The 20,505-nt window shown below is 38.8% G+C and carries 18 protein-coding genes; 6 read left to right on the forward strand and 12 right to left on the reverse strand.

Annotated elements, in window-relative coordinates:
- Positions 1-8 precede the first annotated feature (8 nt).
- The 4 genes from B2906_RS08535 to B2906_RS08550 all read right to left on the reverse strand — a co-directional run bounded on the left by B2906_RS08535 (position 9) and on the right by B2906_RS08550 (position 2,207).
- Complete coding sequence (locus tag B2906_RS08535) at positions 9-272, reverse strand: hypothetical protein (protein ID WP_091654202.1); 264 nt, start codon at positions 270-272, stop codon at positions 9-11.
- A gap of 69 nt (positions 273-341) precedes the next feature.
- A complete protein-coding gene (locus tag B2906_RS08540; RefSeq protein ID WP_286937898.1) occupies positions 342-1,022 on the reverse strand; it encodes an SDR family NAD(P)-dependent oxidoreductase in 681 nt (226 codons plus the stop codon).
- 110 nt (positions 1,023-1,132) lie between these two features.
- Positions 1,133-1,837: a GTP cyclohydrolase I FolE gene (gene folE / locus B2906_RS08545; RefSeq protein ID WP_091654207.1), complete on the reverse strand. Its 705-nt coding sequence runs from the start codon at positions 1,835-1,837 to the stop codon at positions 1,133-1,135.
- Complete coding sequence (locus B2906_RS08550) at positions 1,797-2,207, reverse strand: 6-pyruvoyl trahydropterin synthase family protein (protein ID WP_286937901.1); 411 nt, start codon at positions 2,205-2,207, stop codon at positions 1,797-1,799. Before B2906_RS08550 ends, folE begins: the two co-directional genes overlap by 41 nt.
- 294 nt (positions 2,208-2,501) lie before the next feature.
- Between B2906_RS08550 and B2906_RS08555 the strand changes: the two genes are divergently transcribed.
- Positions 2,502-3,185 carry a murein L,D-transpeptidase catalytic domain family protein gene (locus B2906_RS08555; RefSeq protein WP_286937912.1) on the forward strand — a complete coding sequence of 228 codons (684 nt, stop codon included), beginning with the start codon at positions 2,502-2,504 and terminating at the stop codon, positions 3,183-3,185.
- Here the strand turns inward: B2906_RS08555 and B2906_RS08560 are convergent.
- Genes B2906_RS08560 through B2906_RS08575 form a run of 4 tightly spaced genes read right to left on the reverse strand, consistent with a single transcriptional unit; the run spans position 3,182 to position 7,811 of the window.
- Positions 3,182-4,849, reverse strand: a complete 1,668-nt coding sequence (locus B2906_RS08560) for a L,D-transpeptidase family protein (protein ID WP_286937916.1) — start codon at positions 4,847-4,849, stop codon at positions 3,182-3,184. The genes B2906_RS08555 and B2906_RS08560 overlap by 4 nt on opposite strands.
- A gap of 10 nt (positions 4,850-4,859) precedes the next feature.
- The gene (kdsA, locus tag B2906_RS08565) at positions 4,860-5,711 is read right to left on the reverse strand and encodes a 3-deoxy-8-phosphooctulonate synthase (protein WP_286937919.1); all 852 of its coding nucleotides are present in this window, start codon (positions 5,709-5,711) and stop codon (positions 4,860-4,862) included.
- The gene (locus B2906_RS08570; protein ID WP_286937920.1) at positions 5,704-6,288 is read right to left on the reverse strand and encodes a KdsC family phosphatase; all 585 of its coding nucleotides are present in this window, start codon (positions 6,286-6,288) and stop codon (positions 5,704-5,706) included. The genes kdsA and B2906_RS08570 overlap by 8 nt, the downstream gene beginning before the upstream one ends.
- Positions 6,270-7,811: a bifunctional GNAT family N-acetyltransferase/carbon-nitrogen hydrolase family protein gene (locus tag B2906_RS08575; RefSeq protein ID WP_219958628.1), complete on the reverse strand. Its 1,542-nt coding sequence runs from the start codon at positions 7,809-7,811 to the stop codon at positions 6,270-6,272. Before B2906_RS08575 ends, B2906_RS08570 begins: the two co-directional genes overlap by 19 nt.
- A 163-nt stretch (positions 7,812-7,974) precedes the next feature.
- On the opposite strand from B2906_RS08575, the gene B2906_RS08580 reads away from it, so the two are divergent.
- The 3 genes from B2906_RS08580 to B2906_RS08590 all read left to right on the forward strand — a co-directional run bounded on the left by B2906_RS08580 (position 7,975) and on the right by B2906_RS08590 (position 11,595).
- The gene (locus B2906_RS08580; protein ID WP_286937928.1) at positions 7,975-8,877 is read left to right on the forward strand and encodes a mechanosensitive ion channel family protein; all 903 of its coding nucleotides are present in this window, start codon (positions 7,975-7,977) and stop codon (positions 8,875-8,877) included.
- A gap of 50 nt (positions 8,878-8,927) precedes the next feature.
- On the forward strand, positions 8,928-9,851 hold the full coding sequence (locus B2906_RS08585) for a hypothetical protein (protein ID WP_286937941.1): 924 nt from the start codon (positions 8,928-8,930) through the stop codon (positions 9,849-9,851).
- A gap of 82 nt (positions 9,852-9,933) precedes the next feature.
- Positions 9,934-11,595 (forward strand): Na/Pi cotransporter family protein, encoded by a 1,662-nt coding sequence (locus B2906_RS08590; RefSeq protein ID WP_286937946.1) that lies wholly within the window; start codon positions 9,934-9,936, stop codon positions 11,593-11,595.
- On the opposite strand, the gene B2906_RS08595 is transcribed toward B2906_RS08590, so the two are convergent.
- On the reverse strand, positions 11,585-12,409 hold the full coding sequence (locus B2906_RS08595; RefSeq protein WP_219958624.1) for a universal stress protein: 825 nt from the start codon (positions 12,407-12,409) through the stop codon (positions 11,585-11,587). The two genes, B2906_RS08590 and B2906_RS08595, sit on opposite strands and share 11 nt — an antisense overlap.
- 102 nt (positions 12,410-12,511) lie before the next feature.
- Positions 12,512-12,973, reverse strand: coding sequence for a GNAT family N-acetyltransferase (locus B2906_RS08600; protein WP_286937967.1), 462 nt, complete (start codon positions 12,971-12,973; stop codon positions 12,512-12,514).
- A 70-nt stretch (positions 12,974-13,043) separates the two neighbouring features.
- On the opposite strand from B2906_RS08600, the gene B2906_RS08605 reads away from it, so the two are divergent.
- Positions 13,044-13,550 (forward strand): RidA family protein, encoded by a 507-nt coding sequence (locus tag B2906_RS08605; protein WP_091654225.1) that lies wholly within the window; start codon positions 13,044-13,046, stop codon positions 13,548-13,550.
- Positions 13,550-14,074, forward strand: coding sequence for a hypothetical protein (locus tag B2906_RS08610; protein WP_286937974.1), 525 nt, complete (start codon positions 13,550-13,552; stop codon positions 14,072-14,074). The genes B2906_RS08605 and B2906_RS08610 overlap by 1 nt, the downstream gene beginning before the upstream one ends.
- Before the next feature lie 242 nt (positions 14,075-14,316).
- Here B2906_RS08610 and B2906_RS08615 read toward each other — a convergent pair whose 3' ends face one another.
- Positions 14,317-17,181 carry a PD-(D/E)XK nuclease family protein gene (locus B2906_RS08615; RefSeq protein ID WP_286937977.1) on the reverse strand — a complete coding sequence of 955 codons (2,865 nt, stop codon included), beginning with the start codon at positions 17,179-17,181 and terminating at the stop codon, positions 14,317-14,319.
- The gene (locus B2906_RS08620) at positions 17,174-20,371 is read right to left on the reverse strand and encodes a UvrD-helicase domain-containing protein (RefSeq protein WP_286937987.1); all 3,198 of its coding nucleotides are present in this window, start codon (positions 20,369-20,371) and stop codon (positions 17,174-17,176) included. The genes B2906_RS08615 and B2906_RS08620 overlap by 8 nt, the downstream gene beginning before the upstream one ends.
- Between the last annotated feature and the right edge of the window lie 134 nt (positions 20,372-20,505).

Consider the following 20,505-nt stretch of genomic DNA (forward strand, 5'->3'; position numbering starts at 1 on the left):
GTGAGGGATTAATAGACTGTATTTTTACGCTTGGTTTCAGATTGATTGACTTCGTCTTTGAATTGCTCCAAGCGAACTTCTAGGTTTGAGGCATATTCGAGAGTAGTCCGCATCATGTCCTGCTGAGACTTAATTTGCTCTTTCAGTCTCGCAAGCTCTTGATTAACTTCTGCAAGCTTATTCTCATAGTCTTTCTTTAGCCTTTCTTTTTCGAGTTGGGCTTTCCTCAATTCTTCCTTAAACAATAGGAATGATTCAGGTGGAGTCTTCATATTCACAGCTCGTTCTTCTCGGGACCGTACCCTAAGTAATGACAAAATTCTATTGAAATTGTTTAAAGTTTATTTAAGATTGGACATTCCTCCATCCAAATGCACTATCTGACCTGTCATCCAGGAACTTTCCTCAGACAGCAAAAATACTGCAGCATTAGCAATGTCTTCCGGAGTTCCATATCTACCGATAGGATGTCTTTTATTACTTGCTTCTTTTTTATCATCAGATGACAACAATGCATTTGCCAATGGGGTGTCTGTCAAAGATGGGGCTATAGCATTTACTCGAATCTTTGAAGGAGCCCATTCAGCCGCCAATGATCTTGTCAGCCCTTCTACAGCACCTTTTGCTGCTGCAATACCGGCATGAAAACCCATACCAGTCTGAACTGCAACCGTGCTAAACATTACAACTGAAGGCGAATCAGACTTTTTCAAAGCCTTCATAGTAGCTTGCAAAACTTTGACTGCCCCCAAAAAATTAATGTCTAATTCTTTTTGGAAATCACTTTTGCTAATTCTATGAAAAGGCTTCAGATTTATAGTGCCTGGACAATAAACCAAACCATCAATAACATCAGGTGAATCTGGTAACTGGTCAAAATCTTCGGTGATGTCCAATTCAGTAGTTCCATCACCACTTTTGGAGTACAAATAGAGATTTGCACCTTTTGATTTCAATGATTCCGAAATAGCTTTTCCAATTCCTGAGTTTCCTCCGATGATAACAATATTTTTTCCTTGCATAACTTGTTTGGTTTCATGTATAAAAGCATTTGATGAAGGAATTTGTTTTGGGAAAAACAAAAAAAACCGCGCTTTTGCCCGGTTTTAAAGTTGGTTTAGTAGGATATATTTTACTTTTCTAAACTGATATACTTCAGAAATTCATTTCTAGCCTGTTCGTCTCTTTCAAACTTACCTGAATAAAAGGAAGTAACGGTTGAACTGTTGGTATCATTAACACCTCTTGAGCTGACGCACATATGATATGCATCCATGATAATAGCTACGTCTTCAGTGCCTAAAACTTCTTTCAACTCATTACCAATTTGCATGGTCAATCTTTCTTGAACCTGAGGCCTTTTGGCAAAATACTGTACTATTCTATTGATTTTTGAAAGACCGATCACGTTTCCATTAGAAATGTAAGCCACATGAGCCTTACCATAGATCGGAACGAAATGATGTTCGCAATGAGAATGAAACGTGATATCTTTTTCTACCAACATTTCATTGTATTTGTACTTGTTCTCAAAAAGTTTTGCAGCTGGCTTATTCTTTGGATTCAAACCTGCGAAAACCTCCTTCACATACATTTTGGCCACCCGATGAGGAGTACCTTTCAAACTATCATCTGTGAGGTCTAATCCCAAAATGTTCATGATTTCACGGAAATGCTTTTCAATCAATTCCACTTTTAAATCATCATCCATTTCGAAAGCATCCTCTCTCAAAGGAGTTTCTAAAGAAGTTCCAACATGCTCTTCACCGATTTCCTCAAATGAAGCCCGGGACAGATTAATTCCCATCGTATTCAACAAAGTTTCTTTCTGTTTCATAAAGTCGAATCGTTAATTCGAATTTCCGATCAATTTTTTCCCTCAAAATATTCCAAATAACCACTGCAATATTTTCAGCGGAAGGGTTGAGATTTTTGAATTCATCGGTATCCAAGTTTAGGTTTTTGTGGTCAAATTTATTTAATACGTGCTTTTTGATAAGATCGCTAAGCACTTTCATGTCATAAACGTATCCTGTATCAGGATCAACTTCTCCCCTGAGTTTTACTATCAAATCATAATTGTGTCCGTGGTAATTGGGATTATTGCATTTACCAAAAACAGCTTGGTTTTTTTCAGGTGACCAGGCAGAATTGTTAAGCCTGTGCGCAGCGTTGAAGTGCTCTTTGCGGAATACGGTTACTTTCATTACTTCTCTGAACAGCAGTTCAATTATTTTTGTTTAATTTTTATTCAAATTCTTTAAACAGAAATTTCAAACTCCTGCTGTTCAACCATTTATTTTTTGCAGTCGGCAAAATTAACCATTTATCAAATTCAGAGGCAATAAATAGAAATTTTCACCGTAAAAGGAACAAAAGTCCACTTTATTTTAGTTCCTTAAAGTGGACGTTCGCTTATCACCCAGATTAGCCAAGTCCTTGATAATCAAATAATATCCTAGTTAAATATTTGGCTTGGCTTTTGTAAAGAAGGAAAAACTATGACCCTACCTACCATAATTCACACGCTAATAAGCTTTGCTTTAACAGCAAATATCATCCACACGACTACTACTCCCAACCCCTCTAAAATATCTGAAAGTGAAAAAATTTATCAACTGATAGTTGATGATGCACCTTTGGTTCCTTCTAAAGAAATTTTTGAGCTTGCTATGCATGGGTGGGAAAAGTTGGAGCATAAACTGGAAAATCCTGTATTGACAATTATCGATTTCAGCCTCCCATCTACCGAGAAAAGACTTTGGGTAATCGATATGGAAAAATCAGAAATCTTAATCAACACAGTTGTATCACACGGTAGAAATTCCGGTCAATTGATGGCTGAATCTTTTTCCAATAAACCCGAATCTTATAAGAGTAGCTTAGGATTTTTTAAAACAGCAGAGACTTATTTTGGGAAGCACGGCTATTCTTTGAGAATCGATGGACTGGAAAAGGGAATCAATGATCAAGCACGAAACAGAGCTATAGTTATCCATGGCGCAGATTATGCAAAGGAAGAATTTGCGAAGGCTACAGGACGATTAGGAAGAAGCTTAGGCTGTCCAGCACTACCCCCTGATATCAGCAAAGAAGCAATAGACATTATAAAAGAAGGATCATTAATGTTTGTGTTCGGCAAAGCTCCTGACTACTTAGAAAATTCCGAACTAGCTCAACCTTAAAAAGATCTTAGGGCCGCTAAAATCTCAGAGTCACGCTGATAGATATCTGATCTGAAATGACCCTTTCCATTTGAGTCCGCCCAGAAAGTAAGGTAAACCAAGATAACGGGTATCTTTTTGTCCAGGTTTACAATTTGTTCTCTAGGCTGATTCATAGCTTTTTCAATTTTTTGTGAATCCCAATCTTGATTGTTTTTTAATAGTAATTGTGCTAGTTGGGTGGGGTTTTTCAATCTGATACAACCATGCGAGAGCGCTCGCTCTTCCTTTTCAAATAAGTTTCTCGTGGGAGTATCATGAATATAAACGCTGTACTTGTTCGGAAACATAAACTTAACTAGGCCTAGAGAATTATTTTGCCCTGGCTTTTGCCTAATCAAGTATGGAAAGGACTTGCTGCTAAAATCTACAGTAGAAGGATCTACATATTTCCCTGATCGGGTAATCACCTCCATATTATTTCTAGTTAAATAAGAGGGGTTTTTTCGAATGGCAGGAAGGGTTTCATTCCGCATAATGGAATAAGGAATATTCCAATATGGACTGAAAACAATATAACTCATCTGAGCTGAAAAGACTGGAGACTGATGATAAGGCTGGCCAACAATAACTTTTTCAGAAAAAAGCGTGTCCCTATTATCAATAAAGTCCAATTCAAAATTGGCAATATTGACCAAAATGTAGGTGGAATTTTGAATGGTGTCCGGAAGCCACCTCAGCCTTTCCAAGTTTACTGAAGCTTTATCGATCAAACTTTTTGGAGATTGATTGAGAGCCTCTAAAGTCATTTTACCTAAGATTCCATCTGCTTCAAGTCCATTGTCTGCCTGATATCTTTTTACCGCTTCAAAAAGAAGAGAGTCATAGAGTTTTGACGATTTATCAGCAACAGTAGATCCGACAAGATATCCCCAGAAAATCAATCTATCTCGTAAAGCGGGAATAGCAGAATTAGTCTCACCTACTTTAATTGATTTGTTTTCTTTGACTGGTTTCCAATCCAAAGAATCATTTTTCGCAATGGATTCGAGATTTCTGACTACTTCTCTGCCCTTTCGATAGATTTCAAATTTAGGATAAACAGACTGGATCACTGGCCGAATTTCCTTTCTCATAAGAGCTGTATGCAGTAATTCTATATAGTCTAATTGCTTTTGAATAGGCTCAATTCCCCAGTTACTTTTCAAGGATGATGGGTCAACTTTTCCAACTTCCAAATGAGTAACCAGCTTGAAAAACGCATCAGTCAAAAGCAAATCAAAGTCTGCCAAATCACTGAAATCATTCGCATTTTTCTTCTTTTTATTACTTTCAAAAGCTTCAAAATAGGTCTGAATTAATTTCAAATTATACTCTTCAGGGTTCAATCCATCATATTTTGACTGAATGATTTCATATCGCATCTCATAAGCAAATTCGGTCAATTCCCCATTGAAAGACCAAACTGGGTTAAACTCTCTCGCTCCGTAAAGAGTATGAATTTCACTGGATGTCAATAATGGCAAGCCCCTTACTTCCAATTTTCTTTGGGGTTGATCGGTCTCCAGGATAAATCTGATCTTATCAGCAACCTCCTTTTGACTGGCAAAAGCCGAGCAAACTCCTGAGAATAAAAAAACCGCAATCAAAAAGAAGCGGTTTATATAGTGGCTATTAGCTTTCATAAATTTTGAATTATTCTTCGACCTTAAAATCCTGGTATTTTCTTCCCAAAGCCCAAGACTCTTTCAACATAGCCAAAAATTCTCCCATCTTGGCAAGAGGAATCAAATTTGGTCCGTCACTCAATGCCTTTGCTGGTTCTGGGTGGGTTTCAATAAAGAAGCCATCTATTCCAGTTGCGGCCGCTGCTCTCGCTAAAACCGGAGCAAACTCTCTTTGACCTCCGCTGCTTCCGCCTTGGCCTCCAGGCTGTTGAACTGAGTGCGTGATATCAAATACCACAGGAGCAAATTGTCGCATGATCGGAAGACCTCTCATATCTACAACCAGATTATGATATCCCAATGAGAACCCACGCTCGGTCAAACAGACATTTTCATTTCCAACAGATCTTACTTTCTTGACTGCATACTGCATGTCTTCAGGAGCCATAAACTGACCTCTCTTAATTTTTACAGCCTTTCCGGTCTCTGCTGCAGCCAAAAGTAAATCCGTTTGCCTACATAAGAAAGCCGGAATCTGAAGCACATCTACTACTTCGGCCACTTCAGCTGCCTGATAACTTTCATGAATATCCGTTACCAAGGGCACATTCAAAGCTTGACCTACCCGCTGCAAAACCTCCAAAGATTTATCCATTCCTATGCTTCGGAAAGAATTGGAAGAGGTTCTATTTGCTTTGTCAAATGAGGCTTTAAAAACATAGTGAAAGCCATTTTCCTCAGCCCAAGCCTTCACCTTCGTTCCTATTTCCAGACAAATATCATAGCTCTCCACGGCACAAGGGCCAGAGAAAAGGACAGGTTTATCGGAACCTAAAACAATTCCCTCTCTGATTTTCATGGTGCTAGTGGTTCTATTCATCTTCTTTTGCTTTTACGATATAATTTTCAACCAAAGGAATCAATCTGCCTTTGGAATGTAATATTAGGTCTGCTACTTCTCTGAAAACACCTTTGCCTCCAGCAGCAAGGGTGACATAATTCACTTGAGATTTGACATATGCCAATGCATCTGCTGGAGCCACTGAAAATCCAACTTTACTTAAAATAGGCAGGTCAATCAGGTCATCTCCAATATAGGCGACCTCATGCAGTTCTATTTCCAGCGTTTCCAGGATTTCGCTTAGTTTTTTCCATTTATCCTTTACCCCGTGATAATGAAAATCAAAACGCAATTCCTCGCACCTATTCTCCACTACCTTGGATGAACGACCTGTAATTGCACCCACCATAATGCGGTTTTTTCTCAAATGCTGTACAATCAAGCCATCTTTGACATTGTATTTCTTATACTCCGTGCCTAAGTCATCATAGATGATCCCACCGTCGGTCAGCACACCATCTACATCAGTAATCAGTAATTTGATAGCGGATGCTTTTTGCAAAACCTCCTCTGAAATCCCGGAAAAGAGTTGATTGATTATTTCTTCTGTTTCCATTGTATAGAGTATAGGTCTAGTCTTCGTTGTTCTAAGTTTCTTACACTTCCAGCTTTTCTTTGCTTAGTCAAAAGATCTAAGTCCACATCCGCGACAATTGTAGTTTCTGCATTTTCAGATGCTTGGGCTACGATAGAATCATGTGGAAATGAAAAATCTGAAGGGGAATATATAGCAGCCTGTGAGTATTGAATATCCATGTTTTCCACTTTTGGAAGGTTACCCACCGACCCTGTGATCGCTACATAGCATTCGTTTTCTATTGCTCTCGATCTTGCGCAGGTATTTACTCGTAGGAAAGCATTTTTTGTATCCGTCCAGAAAGGAACAAATAAAATATCCATGTTTTGCTCTGCAAGGATTCTCCCTAATTCAGGAAATTCCACGTCATAACAAATTAGAATTCCAACCCTTCCTGCATCCGTATCAAAAACATTGATTCCATTTCCGCCCTGAAGCCCCCAATATGCTGCTTCATCTGGTGTAATGTGAAGTTTGTATTGCTTGGCATGTGTACCATCTCTCCTGCACAGGTAACTTACATTTCGAAGTTTCTTGCCATCATATTCCGGCATGGATCCAGCGATGATGTTCACGTTGTAAGAAACCGCCAAATCACTCATTCTACTTACAATCTCTTCCGTGTAGTCTGCCAAATTTCGGATTGCTTCTGAGGCATCCATATCATTAAACTCAGCCAATAGCGGAGCATTGAAGAATTCAGGAAGTAGACAGAAATCCGATTTATATCCAGAAACAGTATCGACGAAAAATTCAACCTGCTGCATCAGATCATCTACATTGGAAAACCTTCTCATTTTCCATTGAACCAATCCTAAACGAACAATGGATTTTTTATTTCCGATAAGCTTTTCGTCTTTTTCATAATATATATTGATCCATTCCAACAAAGTAGCATAAGCTCTGGAATCAATATCCTCCGGAAGATATTTCGTAATCACCTTCCTCACGTGGAACTCATTGGCGAGTTGGAATGAAAGAACGGAATCGAAAATCTCCTTATTCTTGACCAAATCGATGTATTTCCTTGGAGTCATTTCATCGGCATAATTAGCATAGCCTGGAATTCTTCCCCCTGCAATGATAGAGCGGAGATTCAGGTTTTCGCAAAGCTCTTTACGGGCATCATAAAGTCGACGACCCAATCGCATGCCACGATATTCTTGATGTACGAATACATCCGTGCCATAGAGTGTATCACCCTCATCATCATGGGTATCGAATTTACCGAATCCGGTGATTTGATCGTAAGTATGGTTATCTCCAAATTGAGAATAATCAACAATTATACTGAGAGCAGCAGCGACTACCTTTCCATTATCTTCAATACAAATCTGTCCTTCAGGAAAAACCTTCAGCTGGTTCTTCAATTCCTGACGGGTCCAGGCCATGCCTTTGTCTTTGTATATCGATACCATGATATCACGGATATCATCGAAATCGGAAAGCTTAATATTTCGGAGTTTTAATCGGTGCTCGAGTTCTTCTCTGTGTTTACTCATGTCACAAAATTAACTAAAATCAATCGATAATTTCAGAAGGGGAAAATTTCCAACCTGTAAACAAAATAAAATATGGATTTTTTAATCCAGCTAAAATTACTTTAGATTGGGTATTCAATTCTGATGATTAATCGACGAATTTCGAAAAATACAGCGATTTTCTATGCAAAGTGAAGCAAATAATACAAAAACAGCTCCTGTCTCTAATTTTATAGATTGGCTAGAAGAACTCCTAAATATCAGTTTAATTAATTTGGGAGAGTCTAAATTGACTATAGGCTTACTACTTACCCTGATTTTTTCATTTATCGCACTTTTTGTGATCTCGGAATGGCTGAGAAGACTCCTAGTCAATAAGATATTAAAGCGCTACGACATCACCACCGGGACCAGACAATCTATCGGAACCATGGTCAAATACCTTCTGATTTTGGCGGGTATTTTTTCGATTTTACAAACAAACGGGATTGACCTCAGCGCATTTGGTGTTCTTGCCGGAGCAATTGGTGTTGGTATTGGTTTTGGTTTGCAAAATGTGACCAACAACTTTATCAGTGGTTTGATTATTCTATTCGAGCAACCCATAAAAGTTGGGGATAGAATCGAGGTTGGAGATGTGACTGGTGATGTAATCAAAATTTCTGCTCGCTCCACAATGATTGTCACCAACGATAATATCACCATTATTGTCCCAAACAGTCAATTTATAGATAGTCAGGTAATTAACTGGTCCCACTCGGATAGAATGGTTAGGTTTAATTTTCCTGTTGGGATTTCTTACAAAGAAAATCCACAAAGGGTCAAAGAAATTTTGTTGGATGTGGCCAAGAAAAATCCGGGGGTACTTAACACTCCTGAAACTGATGTGCTCTTTTCGGATTATGGCGATAACTCCATTAATTTTACTTTAAGGGTTTGGACCTCAGAATATATCAATAGACCCAATGTGCTCAAAAGCCAACTTTATTATGAAGTATTTAAGAGATTTGGCGAAGAAGGAATTGAAATTCCATTCCCACAAAGAGACTTGCATCTAAAATCAGGATTTGAAAATTTAAAAAATTAGGCTATTTTTCGATAAATTACCTGAGGAGTAGGCTTACAAATGGCCTAAAGATGAGAAAGTTACTTCTAATATTATTTTTATTTATCAGCTTTGAGTCTATCTCCCAAAGCTTCTATCGCTATCGTTTTGAGGAGCCATGGTCTTTTTCTGCCAGTATTGGTCCTACCCAGTATTTTGGAGAATTATATTCCTTTTGGAAATATAATGAAGGGGTTCAGCCGGATTGGAATGCGAATATTGCATTCCATTATACAATAGGAACTCATTTACGGGCAAGAGGAGATTTTTCATATTATAAAATGTCGGGTCAAGATCCTCCTTCGGATCCAAGAGCCTTCAGAACTCCCAGAAATCTTCATTTCCGAGCTCAGAATTGGGAAGTAACAGGAATTATCGAATACTATTGGGACCCTGTAAAGGTTCCTAATATTCATAGACCACTCTGGAACCCTTATATATTCGTTGGAATTGGTATGTCCACCAATAACCCAGAAGCTCAACTTGATGGAGAATGGGTAGATCTGAGACCTCTTCAATTAGAAAGCAACCCTTATGAAAGGTATATTGTAGTTTTTCCTATGGGATTGGGATTCAAATACAAACTTAATGTCTACATGGATTTGACATTTGAAGGAAATTACAGGTTCACTTTGACTGATTACATGGATGATATTTCGGCTTATAATGTCAGTGAATTTTACCTGGACTTAGTCGATGACTATGTAACGGGAAGAAATCCCGATAGATTGAGGCTGGCTATTAGAAACCCAGATTTTTTGGATGACAATGGAATGCCGGATGTAGATAAAATCCTCCGTAATGGTGGAAGAATACGTAGAGGTTCGGGCCTTACTTACCGCTTTGATGGCTACATGACTGTCAATGTTGGGCTGGAAATCCACTTCTCCAGAGATATTTTTGACAACTGGATTTTCAGAAACAGAGTTAACGAAAAGAGATTCAGATTCTGGTAAACCTGCTTTTTATCATTTTTCATTCTTCATATTTCCATTAATTTCCGTAAATGATTTCCTCTAAACGAGGTAATATCTTTCTATGGAAAATCTTAACTATTGGGAATTTATAGCAGGATTGGGAATTTTCCTTTTGGGAATGCACCAAATGGAAAGTGGGCTCAAAGAACTTGCTGGAAAATCCTTTAGGACCCTACTCCAAAAATTCACCAACAAAAGCTGGAAAGGTATCCTTACAGGAACCTTTATTACTTCAATTTTACAGAGTAGCTCTTTAGTTACTTTGATGGTGTTAGCATTTTTAGGAGCAGGTCTCATCAGCCTTCAAAACTCCATTGGAGTAATACTAGGAGCTAACCTAGGGACTACAGTTACCGCATGGATAGTTGCCACTTTAGGGTTTAAAATCAGCATTTCTTCTTTTTCACTCCCATTTATAGGAATAGGAGCCCTTTTTTATCAATTTTTTAGTAAAAGAATATATCTGAAAAATTTTGGCCTCCTTCTATTAGGTTTCGGGTTTTTATTTTTTGGGATTGATTTAATGAAAACCTCCATTGAATTGCTGGCTCAAAAAATGGAATTAAGTCAATTTGCAGAGGTAAGGCTGATATTCTTTTTAGGGCTGGGTATTGTTCTCACTGCTTTGATTCAATCCAGCTCAGCTACACTGGTAATTTTACTCAGTGCATTAAATTCGGATGTAATCACTTTAGATCAAGCGGCAGCTGCAACAGTGGGAGCCAATATTGGAACAACCATCACTGTTATTCTGGGAGCAATTGGTGGAACTCCCGATAAAAAAAGGTTGGCTTCAGTCCATTTCATATTTAATTTCTGTACTGGGATACTGATTTTTCCATTTATCCCCTATTTCATCACCATCTTAGAAAACAGTAGAATTGGAGGAGATCATTTGATCTTATTGGTTGTATTCAACACTTTGATGAACCTAGCGGGGATTATCATTTTCTTTCCTTTTTTGGGTTTTTTGAGATCTTGGATCAATCAACGTTTTAAAACCAAAAAAATTAGCTTAACCTCATTTATTCACAACGTAGACACTTCTGTTCCAGAAGCAGCCATTAAAGCTGTAGAGAAAGAGCTAGACTCGGTTTTCGACCGCACCAAATTCTTTATCAAGGAGACTCTGGGAATCGAGGCAAAAGCAGGAGAACATGAAAGTATTTGGCAAAAAGTATTGGGCCGCTCATTTGAATTAATCCATGTCTACAACGAAATCAAAGAAATCGAAGACGAAATTACAGAGTATCATATAAAGATTCAAAGCGAACCAATCTCTGAAGTTGAGGCAAGACATCTAAGTTCGCTCATGGAATCGCTTAGGTCCATGGTTTATTCAGCTAAAGCTATGAAGGGCATCACCCAAAACATTAAAGAGTTAGAATCAGCTGAAAGAAACCTCCCGAAAAAATTCCTGCTTAGAATCCAGGATCATGCAAAAGTGTTATTTGAACAAATAGAACAACTGAGGCTGGAAGAAAAAGAAAAAAGAGATGTACCTCAATGGCTACAGCAACTTCAATATCAAGATCAAATTTTTATGGAAGACTTATACAAAGAAGCAAAAAGCCATCAGACAGATATTCCTTTTTCTACCTTAAGCAATGTTGGAAATGAATATTGTAGAAGTCTTTACAGTTTGGGTGTTGCCGTCTTGCATTGGCAACACCCAAAAACTGAATCATCTAATCTAGATCAACCAAAACAGGCTACTGCTTGATACTCAAAACGCCCAAATTGCCTTTAAATAAGACCGTTTCTGTAGTTCCTACTTGATAAGAAAGACTTTTCTCATGGTGGCCTGTTTCAATTGCTATCCATTTGATACCATTTTCAGAAGTGAAGTTGATAATTCCATTTTCCACTTCTTTTGCATTGTGAATATGCTGATGAAAAACAATTTCCTCATTTCCTTTTTGAAACATATCCATTCCTTTTTTGACTTCCTCGGAAGAAGTAAAGTGATCGGGAGTATTCACATAAAGCAAATGAACACTACACTTGAATGCTTTAAGGAGGGATTTAATGATTGAAAAGCTTTCTCTTGATTTAAGATGGAAATTGGAACAAAAAGCAATTTTCCTTAGATCATTTCCATCCAAGGCTTCCTTCACAGCCAAAACAGGACAAGGAGAATTTCTCAATACTTTTTGCAAGGTAGAGCCTATAAATTTCCCCTCAGAATAACCTTTTCCATAAGCTCCCATCACCAGAAGCTCAACATTTTCCTCTTTAATAGTCCTTAATATCATTTCCCAAGGAACACCTACTTTTACTTGATAATCAATCTGGGATTTTGCCGGAGCTATTTCACGAACGTATTCAGGTAAAACTAATTCAGCTTCTTGTTTTTGCTCAGTTAGCTCAGAGTATTTCTTCTTGGCTTCTTCAGAAAGTTTTTCAAAGTCGACTTCAGAAGGAATGACCGTAATCACTAAAATATTGGCATTGGTTTTTGCGCTTATTTTCTGTGCAGTCTTGAGGGCTGCAAGAGAATAAGAGGAAAAATCAAATGGAACAGCTATAGTTTTCATGGCTTCTAGATTTTTGATGTACCCACAAGTTCATGAAAAGCAGGACAAATTCCTTTGAAAAAGGTCAGTGAAAAAACTGATAAAAATCAGCAAATCAGCTCATTAAAGCTGCACTTCCATCATCAAGTCACATCTGCAATATTTCCCATCCCGAACTGGCACTTCTTGAAACCCTAAGTTCTGGTATATTTTCAATGCTGCCTGAAGCTTAGTATGTGTATATAAAACCACTTTACGGGCACCCATTTCTTTGGCTTTTTCCAAAATTGCAATGCCAAGCTTCTTCCCTATCCCCAAGCCCTGTGCATTCTTGGAAACGCCCATTTTGATCAATTCATAGGTTTGCTCATCGATTTTGGAAAGCCCAACAGTACCTACGATTTCCTCTCCTTTTTTGGCGAAAATAATGGCGCCTCCTTTTTCCAAAATCGTTTTTTCCGGCTGTTCCAATTGTTCTTTATCAAATGGCTCTATAGCAAACAACTCTTCAACCCAAGCCTTATTGATAATTTCAAAATGAGCCCGGAGAGAATTTTCGAAAGGGATGATTTGAATAGCTTCCACAATTACAGATAGGTTAAATAGGTAGTTATGAATTATTCTGCTAGATTAGGTTGGTTCAATCAAAAATCCAATGAAAAAATTACTTGCCCTCGTTTTTATCTTCTTTTGCTTTTCGAATTTTAGCAATGCACAAAGCCCAGAAGAAAAATTAAAAGAATTGGGAATAGAGCTTCCCGAAATTAGTGCCCCTATTGCCAATTATGTAAAGTGGAAACAAGTGGGTAATCTGATCTTTTTGGCTGGGAATGGACCTGATATTTATGGAAAAGTAGGAGCAGATTTGAGTCCTGAGGAAGGCTATCAGGCTGCTAGGGAGACCGGTATTGAAATCCTCGCGGTGCTTAAAGCAGCAACTGGAGGAGACTTAAGTAAAATCAAGCAATTTGTAAAGGTGCTAGGTATGGTGAATTCGGCACCAGACTTTACCGGACATCCTGCCGTGATCAATGGTTTTTCTGATCTGATGGTGGAAGTCTTTGGAGAAAAAGGAAAACATGCCCGTTCGGCAGTAGGTGTAGCAGCCCTTCCGAATGACATTGCTGTTGAAATCGAGGTGATCGTGGAAGTTGAAGATTGATGATCAAGGCTATTTTTTCAATTCTAATGCCTTTGGTCCTTCTTTTCGCACCAAAGGAAAAGACCTTCTTGCCAGAATATATTTATGTCGATGGATTGGCATTTCGGCAACAGGGACTGAAGGGGATTTTTGAAAAGTACGGACCAACAAAGAGCACGGAAACTAACTACGAATGTGGTTTCCATTCCAATCAGGAGCAGGGAAAAAGCTATCATCAGCTAACCTATGATCACGTCACTTGGATAGGGAATACTGAGGAAGGTTATATTTCAGAATTGGTTCTTTTCGATCCGGAAGGTGAAATGAAGTGGACGTATTTTGAGGAAATTGAATTCAGTGGAAAAAGCACCCTTCAGGAAGTTGAGTTTTTTATGGAAAAAAAAGCTGGACCCATCGAAATTTCCGGAAAAGATGATGAGCTATTATTTAGTATTAAGGGCCGATTTACTGATGCCGATGATGGGTTTTTCTTTCTTTTTCGGGAAGGAAAGTTGATTGAATTTCAGTATTGGAGTCCATGTTGAAAAACAAACTAACCCCAATATTGTAACCTAAATCAGAGGACTAAATAGTATCTAACTCCATTATGAAAATGGACGCTGGACTTGTGAAATGGAATCACAAAATAATAATCTGGTATCCGACTTTTTAAAAGAGGAATAAAACCATTTCAATAATCTAAATACTCAACTTCTAATAATATACTTATTTAAAATTCTTACTTGGTACATAGTACTTTGTACATCGTACATACACTACACCATCTTCACCTCCCACAAATCTCCTTATACGGACAATACTCACATTTTTTCAAAACCTCTGTTTGATCAAAGGGGATTTCTGGATTGTATAATTCCTCGAGCAGTTCTTTTAATTTGGTTTGAAAATCCGGATCGTAGTCTTTGTAATCCAGGACTTCTATTCCGGTTTTTCGACCTTCTTTTTGGTACAAATAGGGATCAAAATTATCATTGAACACCTCTTTTAAATTGAAAATTGCAGGCTTCAATGGAGCAGTATTTTCAGGATGGGTTCCTTGATAGATTAATCCATAAAACAGTGTTTGCATGGCCGCTTTGTTCCTTTTCTCTAAGCTACGGTCAAAAAGCGCATCAAGATCAGGAAAGGTTTTCTGATCTCCACCAGATTTGTAGTCTATCAAGCGGATCACCCCATTAAGTTCATCTACCCGGTCAATGATTCCTCTCAAAGCCACACGACGAGCACCATTCAAAGTTTTGATCTGCAGCGTAGTTTGGTACTTTTTTTCTTTTTCTAATGAGATTAAACGAAAAGGTGCTGTGCTTGCATCATATGCTAAGACCTGATCCACATAGCCCTGAATCACATCCCGAGCAATGGCCAATTGACCATTGAGTTTGGTTTCTGCCTCGTCTTCGAGATGATAAAAATCGCGAATGGCTTTTTCAACTGCTGGAAAAATCCAGTTTTTTCGTAATTCAACGAAATCCCCTTCTTCGATTTGAGTTCGTTTTTTTCGTTGGATAAAACCTGAATATAAGTTCTCCAAACTGTAATGAGCCAAATTTCCAAACACACCGGCATCAATCTCCTCGCTCACTTCCTCTTTTTCTTTGATTCCAGCAATGTATTGCAAGTAAAATTTAAGTCTGCAATCCAAATAGACATTTAAAGCAGAAGGAGAAAAGGCAGTTTCCGAGTGTCCATCCGATCCTACTAAATACCGTTCCAAGGTCTGAAGAATGGAAGGCGTCTTTTCAATCCGGATTGCGTCGGTCGATTTTTGGTCTATGGGAACATAAATAACTTCCTCAGAAAGGTCTTGATTAAGTTCAACCTCCATCTGCTGCAGGTATCGGCTCTTTTCTCCTGCCTTACCCTGATCTGCAGCAGTCGTGTAAATCATATGAACTTCTTCTGCAGCATGCAGTAGTCTATAGAAAGTATAGGCATAAATCGCGTCATTTTGTTCCTGAACAGGCAATCCAAAAGCCCTTCGGATAGAAAATGGAATCATGGAATTCAGACCGGCCGATGGTGGGAAACTGTCTTCATTCATGTTACAAATGATAACCCGACGGAAGTCCAGGTTACGGGATTCCAATACCCCCATGATCTGCAGTCCACGAAGTGGCTCTCCCTCAAAAGGCAATTTGACTTCCTGAAATACCTGTCGGAACAAGCGGATAAAAAACTCCCGATCAACCGAAAACTGTTCCTCTTTTTCGAAGGTTTCCCGCAATCGGGTCAATTGCTTGAAACATTGGAAAAGGTAGTTGCGCTGAAGCATGTCGTCTTTAAGCAATTCGGCCAATTCCTGCATCAGTGTGCTCAGGTAAGGGAATAATTGGTCAGCCTCCAGCTTTTGGAAAATTAATTCAAAAAGCTTACCTCCCTTTCCAAGTTCTGTTCTGGAAATATACACCTTGTTCATGGCCTGAATCTCTCCCAACACTCCTTTGCAAAAGCCCTCATTTACACTTTTCAAATAAGTGGACGAAAGCAAGTTCTTTATAGGTTGATGATAGAAGAAAGACTCTCCATTTTCTATTTTTATGAATCGCTGCATTTCTAAAACAGCCTCTAAAAAAGCATAGACAGGAGCATTTTTAACCGGATACCCCATGGTCACGTTGACCTGATTGATGCGCTCAGGTAGAGAATGCAGAACCGGAAAGAGTAATTGCTCATCCGGTAAAATCACGACTGTCTCTTCCAGCGCTTCCTGATCCGGAATTTGTTCCAATAATGAACCTACCAAATTTGCCTGATTCACTTTTAGAGGGGTGGCATAGGTTTTAATTTTCGAATCCTTACTTTGAATCAAATCCGGAAGCTCCTTGGGAAATGTAGGACCCAAAATGATATCCTTTCTATACTCACGGAAAAATAGTCCAGCTTCTTGGTTGCCATCAAGCGTGTAATAAGCATCAACATCCCAATGGATTTCTGCGCCAAACTCCTTGATAAAATGTTTAATCAGGAGTTCTTCCGTTTTGGTAAAAGCATTAAAGCCCAAAAAGATATACTTTTTATCGGGCTTTTGGATTTCACTTAGGCCCATGGCCACTTGTCTGTACAGCTTACCTGAATAAGCCAATCCAGATACCTCGAGGGAAGCTTGAAAGGAACGATAAAGCGGTTTAAGTACTTGCCAAAATTTCAGAAATTTTTCCTGATGCTTCTTGTCTTGGCTGATAAAGGAATTCCAAAATTGTCGGATCAACTCAATTTGATTTTCAGTCAAAAAACTTAAATCCGACTCCAACTCTTTGATTTCGGCCAAATGGTGATAGAGTTTATCCGGATCGGCCATAAACTGATCCACATCATTGAAATCTTTTAGGATCATTTCTCCCCAAAAGAAAAAGCGATCAAATGACTCGGGCTCAGGGTGCAAATTCCCATAAACCCGGTACAATTCAAAAATCAGTGTTAAATCATCTGCCGGACGTTTTCCCGCAAATCCATAAAATACGTCCTCAATCGTCTTAACTTCAGGCATCCAGGTGGGCTGATCAATCAAGGTTCCCATATGCTGCGTAAAAAACAATCCAGCTCTTCTGTTAGGTAAAACCACAACTACCTCTCTTAAAGATTCTGATTCCTTCAGGATTTTTTCAGCAGTATTTCTTAAAAAATTATGCATGTACTTCTTCGATTTTTCCAGTTTCTAAATAGCATAAATAACCCTTGCATGGCTTTGCGGTGAGTGATTTAACGAGTTCCATATATTCCTTGACCTGCTTGCCATAGCTGTCCCGTTCTTCTCCCGTTTTAAAATCTACCACCACTGCTTCCCTTTGGTGGAGGCGAATACGATCAGGTCTTTTCTGTTTACCTCCAGGCAATAGAATGCCCTGCTCATTCAATGAATCCTGAGCTGGATCAAACCAAGAAGCAAAAAGTGGATTTTCGAACAATGCCTGAAGCTGAGAGAGGACCTCTTCTTTCTCTTCTGAACTCAACCTCCCTTCAAAATATAGACTTTCCAGCTCCAATTTAGCCTGAGCCAGGGTATTGGATTTCTCTAAAATTTCATGAACAAGCAAGCCAAAATTTCGCTTTTTCCGCTGCTCCATACCTTCAGCGGAAAAGTCTACAGCATATTGTTTGACCTCCAATAATTCTTGCCATTTCTTATAAGTCCAGCGCAAGGGTGGCGTTTGAAATACCGTTTGATCAGGAATATTGGATTCTGGCCAATCTCCCCATTGAAAGATCTTTGACTCTTTCTCTAAGGTTCCCAGATTTTGAATTCCTACTTCTAAAATCTGCTGCAGATGGAGCTCTAGGTAATTTTGAGAATTAAAAGAACCCTTATAGGGAGAAAGAGACCAAAATACCTCCTCTGCTCGGGTAAGAGCCACGTAGATCATATTCAAGCTATCCAAATAGGCCAATATTGCCTCTTCACCATAGGTTTCAGCGAATAAAGACTGGGCTAGGCTACTCTGCAGCTTCAATGGGATAATTGCCTGAATTCCAGTTTCGGCATCTTTAAAGGGAGACCAAACGATATTGTCTTTGGTGGTATCAAAAATGGTCCATTTCAAAAATGGCATTAAAACCACTTTGAATTGGAGTCCTTTAGACTTATGAATAGTCAGAATTCGCATGGCATCATGTCCTTCAGGAATCTTCACCGTGCGCTTTTGTTTATTGTCTTGCCACCAATCCAAAAAAGCTCCCAGATCTGAGCGGTTTTTTGAAATAAAATCGAAGATCGCTTCCCGAAATCCAGAAATATAGGCCTTCTCCAATCCCGTCTCTTGAATTCGAAGTATGCGAATCAACTCTTCGGTCATTTCCAACAAAGGAAGCTGCAACAATGCCTGTTCCTGCGCTTTAAATAATTCAATCTCCTTAGCAAAATCTTCATCAATCTGATCCAAGGAAAAAAGGTTATGATCAACTTTCTGATCTAAAAGTACAGCTCGATAATACCACATGGTCTTAAACTGCACCTCATCATCGGGTTGATACAAGTATGAAAGGGCAGCGATCAGGGCTTTGACTGAGGCTGCCTTATGCAAATACATGGATTCATCCGAAAGCACATCGTATCGGTATTGATCGCTGGCAGGTTCTAGCATGAGGCAATCAGCAATCTGCTCACCTTCTGACTTGGTTCTAACCAAAAAAGCGATATCCTTCAACTGATAGCCCAAATCCTGGAGATTCCTGACCTGCTCTGGAATTTTTTCAAGGACCTGTTTATCAAATTTACCATCCTCTTCCAGCTCCTTATTCTCTTCCAAGAATTCCATCCGCACCATACCTTGGAAATTAGATTGCTTTTTTTTCGAGGATACTTTTTGCTTTACATCGGCATAGGCTTTGGACAAAATACTTGGATCATCCACCCCATAAGTGTCAGAAAGCACCCGCTCAAAAGAAGTTGGGAGCGTTTCAAACAATGCATTGTTAAATTCGATAATCCGCGGTAAGCTCCGGAAGTTAGTTGCCAGATTTTTGGATTCAATCAAATGAGCACCTATCTCCTCTTCTACCCTTTCAAGGAGGAGTTTCATTTCTCCTCCACGCCAACGATAAATAGACTGCTTAACGTCCCCTACCAAAAGATTACGATGACCAAAAGAAAGGGAGTTTTCGAGTAGAGGCTTGAAACTAGCCCACTGAAAACCCGAAGTATCCTGAAACTCGTCTATCAAAAAATGTTGGTATTGATTCCCTACTTTTTCATAGATAAATGGGGCGTCATTTTCATAGGTGATTTCTTTGAGAAACTCATTGGCATCCGAAATCAAAAGCATGTTTTCTTCGGATTTGATCAGGGATAAATCATCCAATAGATTCCTAAAAACTCCATAAACGTAAATATTTCTAGAAATAGCGCTGATGGTATTCCATTGGAAAAGCAAGGGTTCAAATTGCCTTAGAATATCATTTAGACCTGACTGAAAAGCACTTTCAATTTCATTGATTTTTTTACTTGATTTAGCATACCATTTTCCAGGATTATCAATGGCCTCCACCATTGTTTTTGTAATATCTGGAACGACCTTGTTTCTATCACCGAGTTGATCAAACTTCTTTGCAAAGGAATTGGAACTACCACTAAAATCTGTCCATTCCAAGCCATTAGCGATTCGTATTTCATTGGCTTGCTGTTTTAAATCTTTACCAATTTTGATAAGACCATCTCTTCGACTCTTAACCAGTTTTTGGAGTTGATCGACATTTTCTTTCTCACTCAAAAAGGACTTGATTTCGCCTGCATGTTGTTTGAAATTCTCCTGAAAAATCTGTTTCCCCAAGCCCTGAATATTTCTCCGAATATCCCAGGTTTTCCCATTCTGGATCTGCTCAGTGGCGTAATCAACCAGCCATTTATGTAGGAATTCATCATCCATCACCTGCATGACAACTCTATCTACTACCCTTTCGAGAACTCCATCCTGATCTAATTCTACATCAAACTTCGCATTGAGATCAATCTCACGGGCAAATGCACGGACTACTTTTTGAAAAAAGCTATCAATCGTGCTGACTGAAAAATGACTGTAATCGTGCAGGATTGCCGTCAGTGTAGCCTTCGCCTTATGCTTCAAACCTTCAGCATCCACTTGCAGAAATTTCATTAATTCCTGATCCATAAACTCCGCCTCATCCACTTGCTGAGACAATCTTGACAGCACATCTAAAATTCTCTCCTTCATCTCCTGAGTGGCCTTATTGGTAAAAGTCACTGCTAATATCTGCTTGAAAGCTGTTGGTGGTTGCCTTAGTGCCAACTTGAGATACTCTAGCGTAAGCGTATAGGTCTTCCCAGATCCTGCTGAAGATTTGTAGATGATAAAAGGTTTGTCTGACATAGCTCGGAAAAAAGTGAGTTTGAAGATAGGAAAGCTTGATCAAATTGAAGGAGTGAAAGATTGAATTTGACAAAAAATGTCGTGCATTCTAAAGAATCCTTACATCCATCAAAAAGCTATAGGAAAAAGTTTGA

This window comes from Algoriphagus sp. UBA3586 (assembly GCF_002376385.1).
Lineage (GTDB): Bacteria > Bacteroidota > Bacteroidia > Cytophagales > Cyclobacteriaceae > Algoriphagus > Algoriphagus ornithinivorans.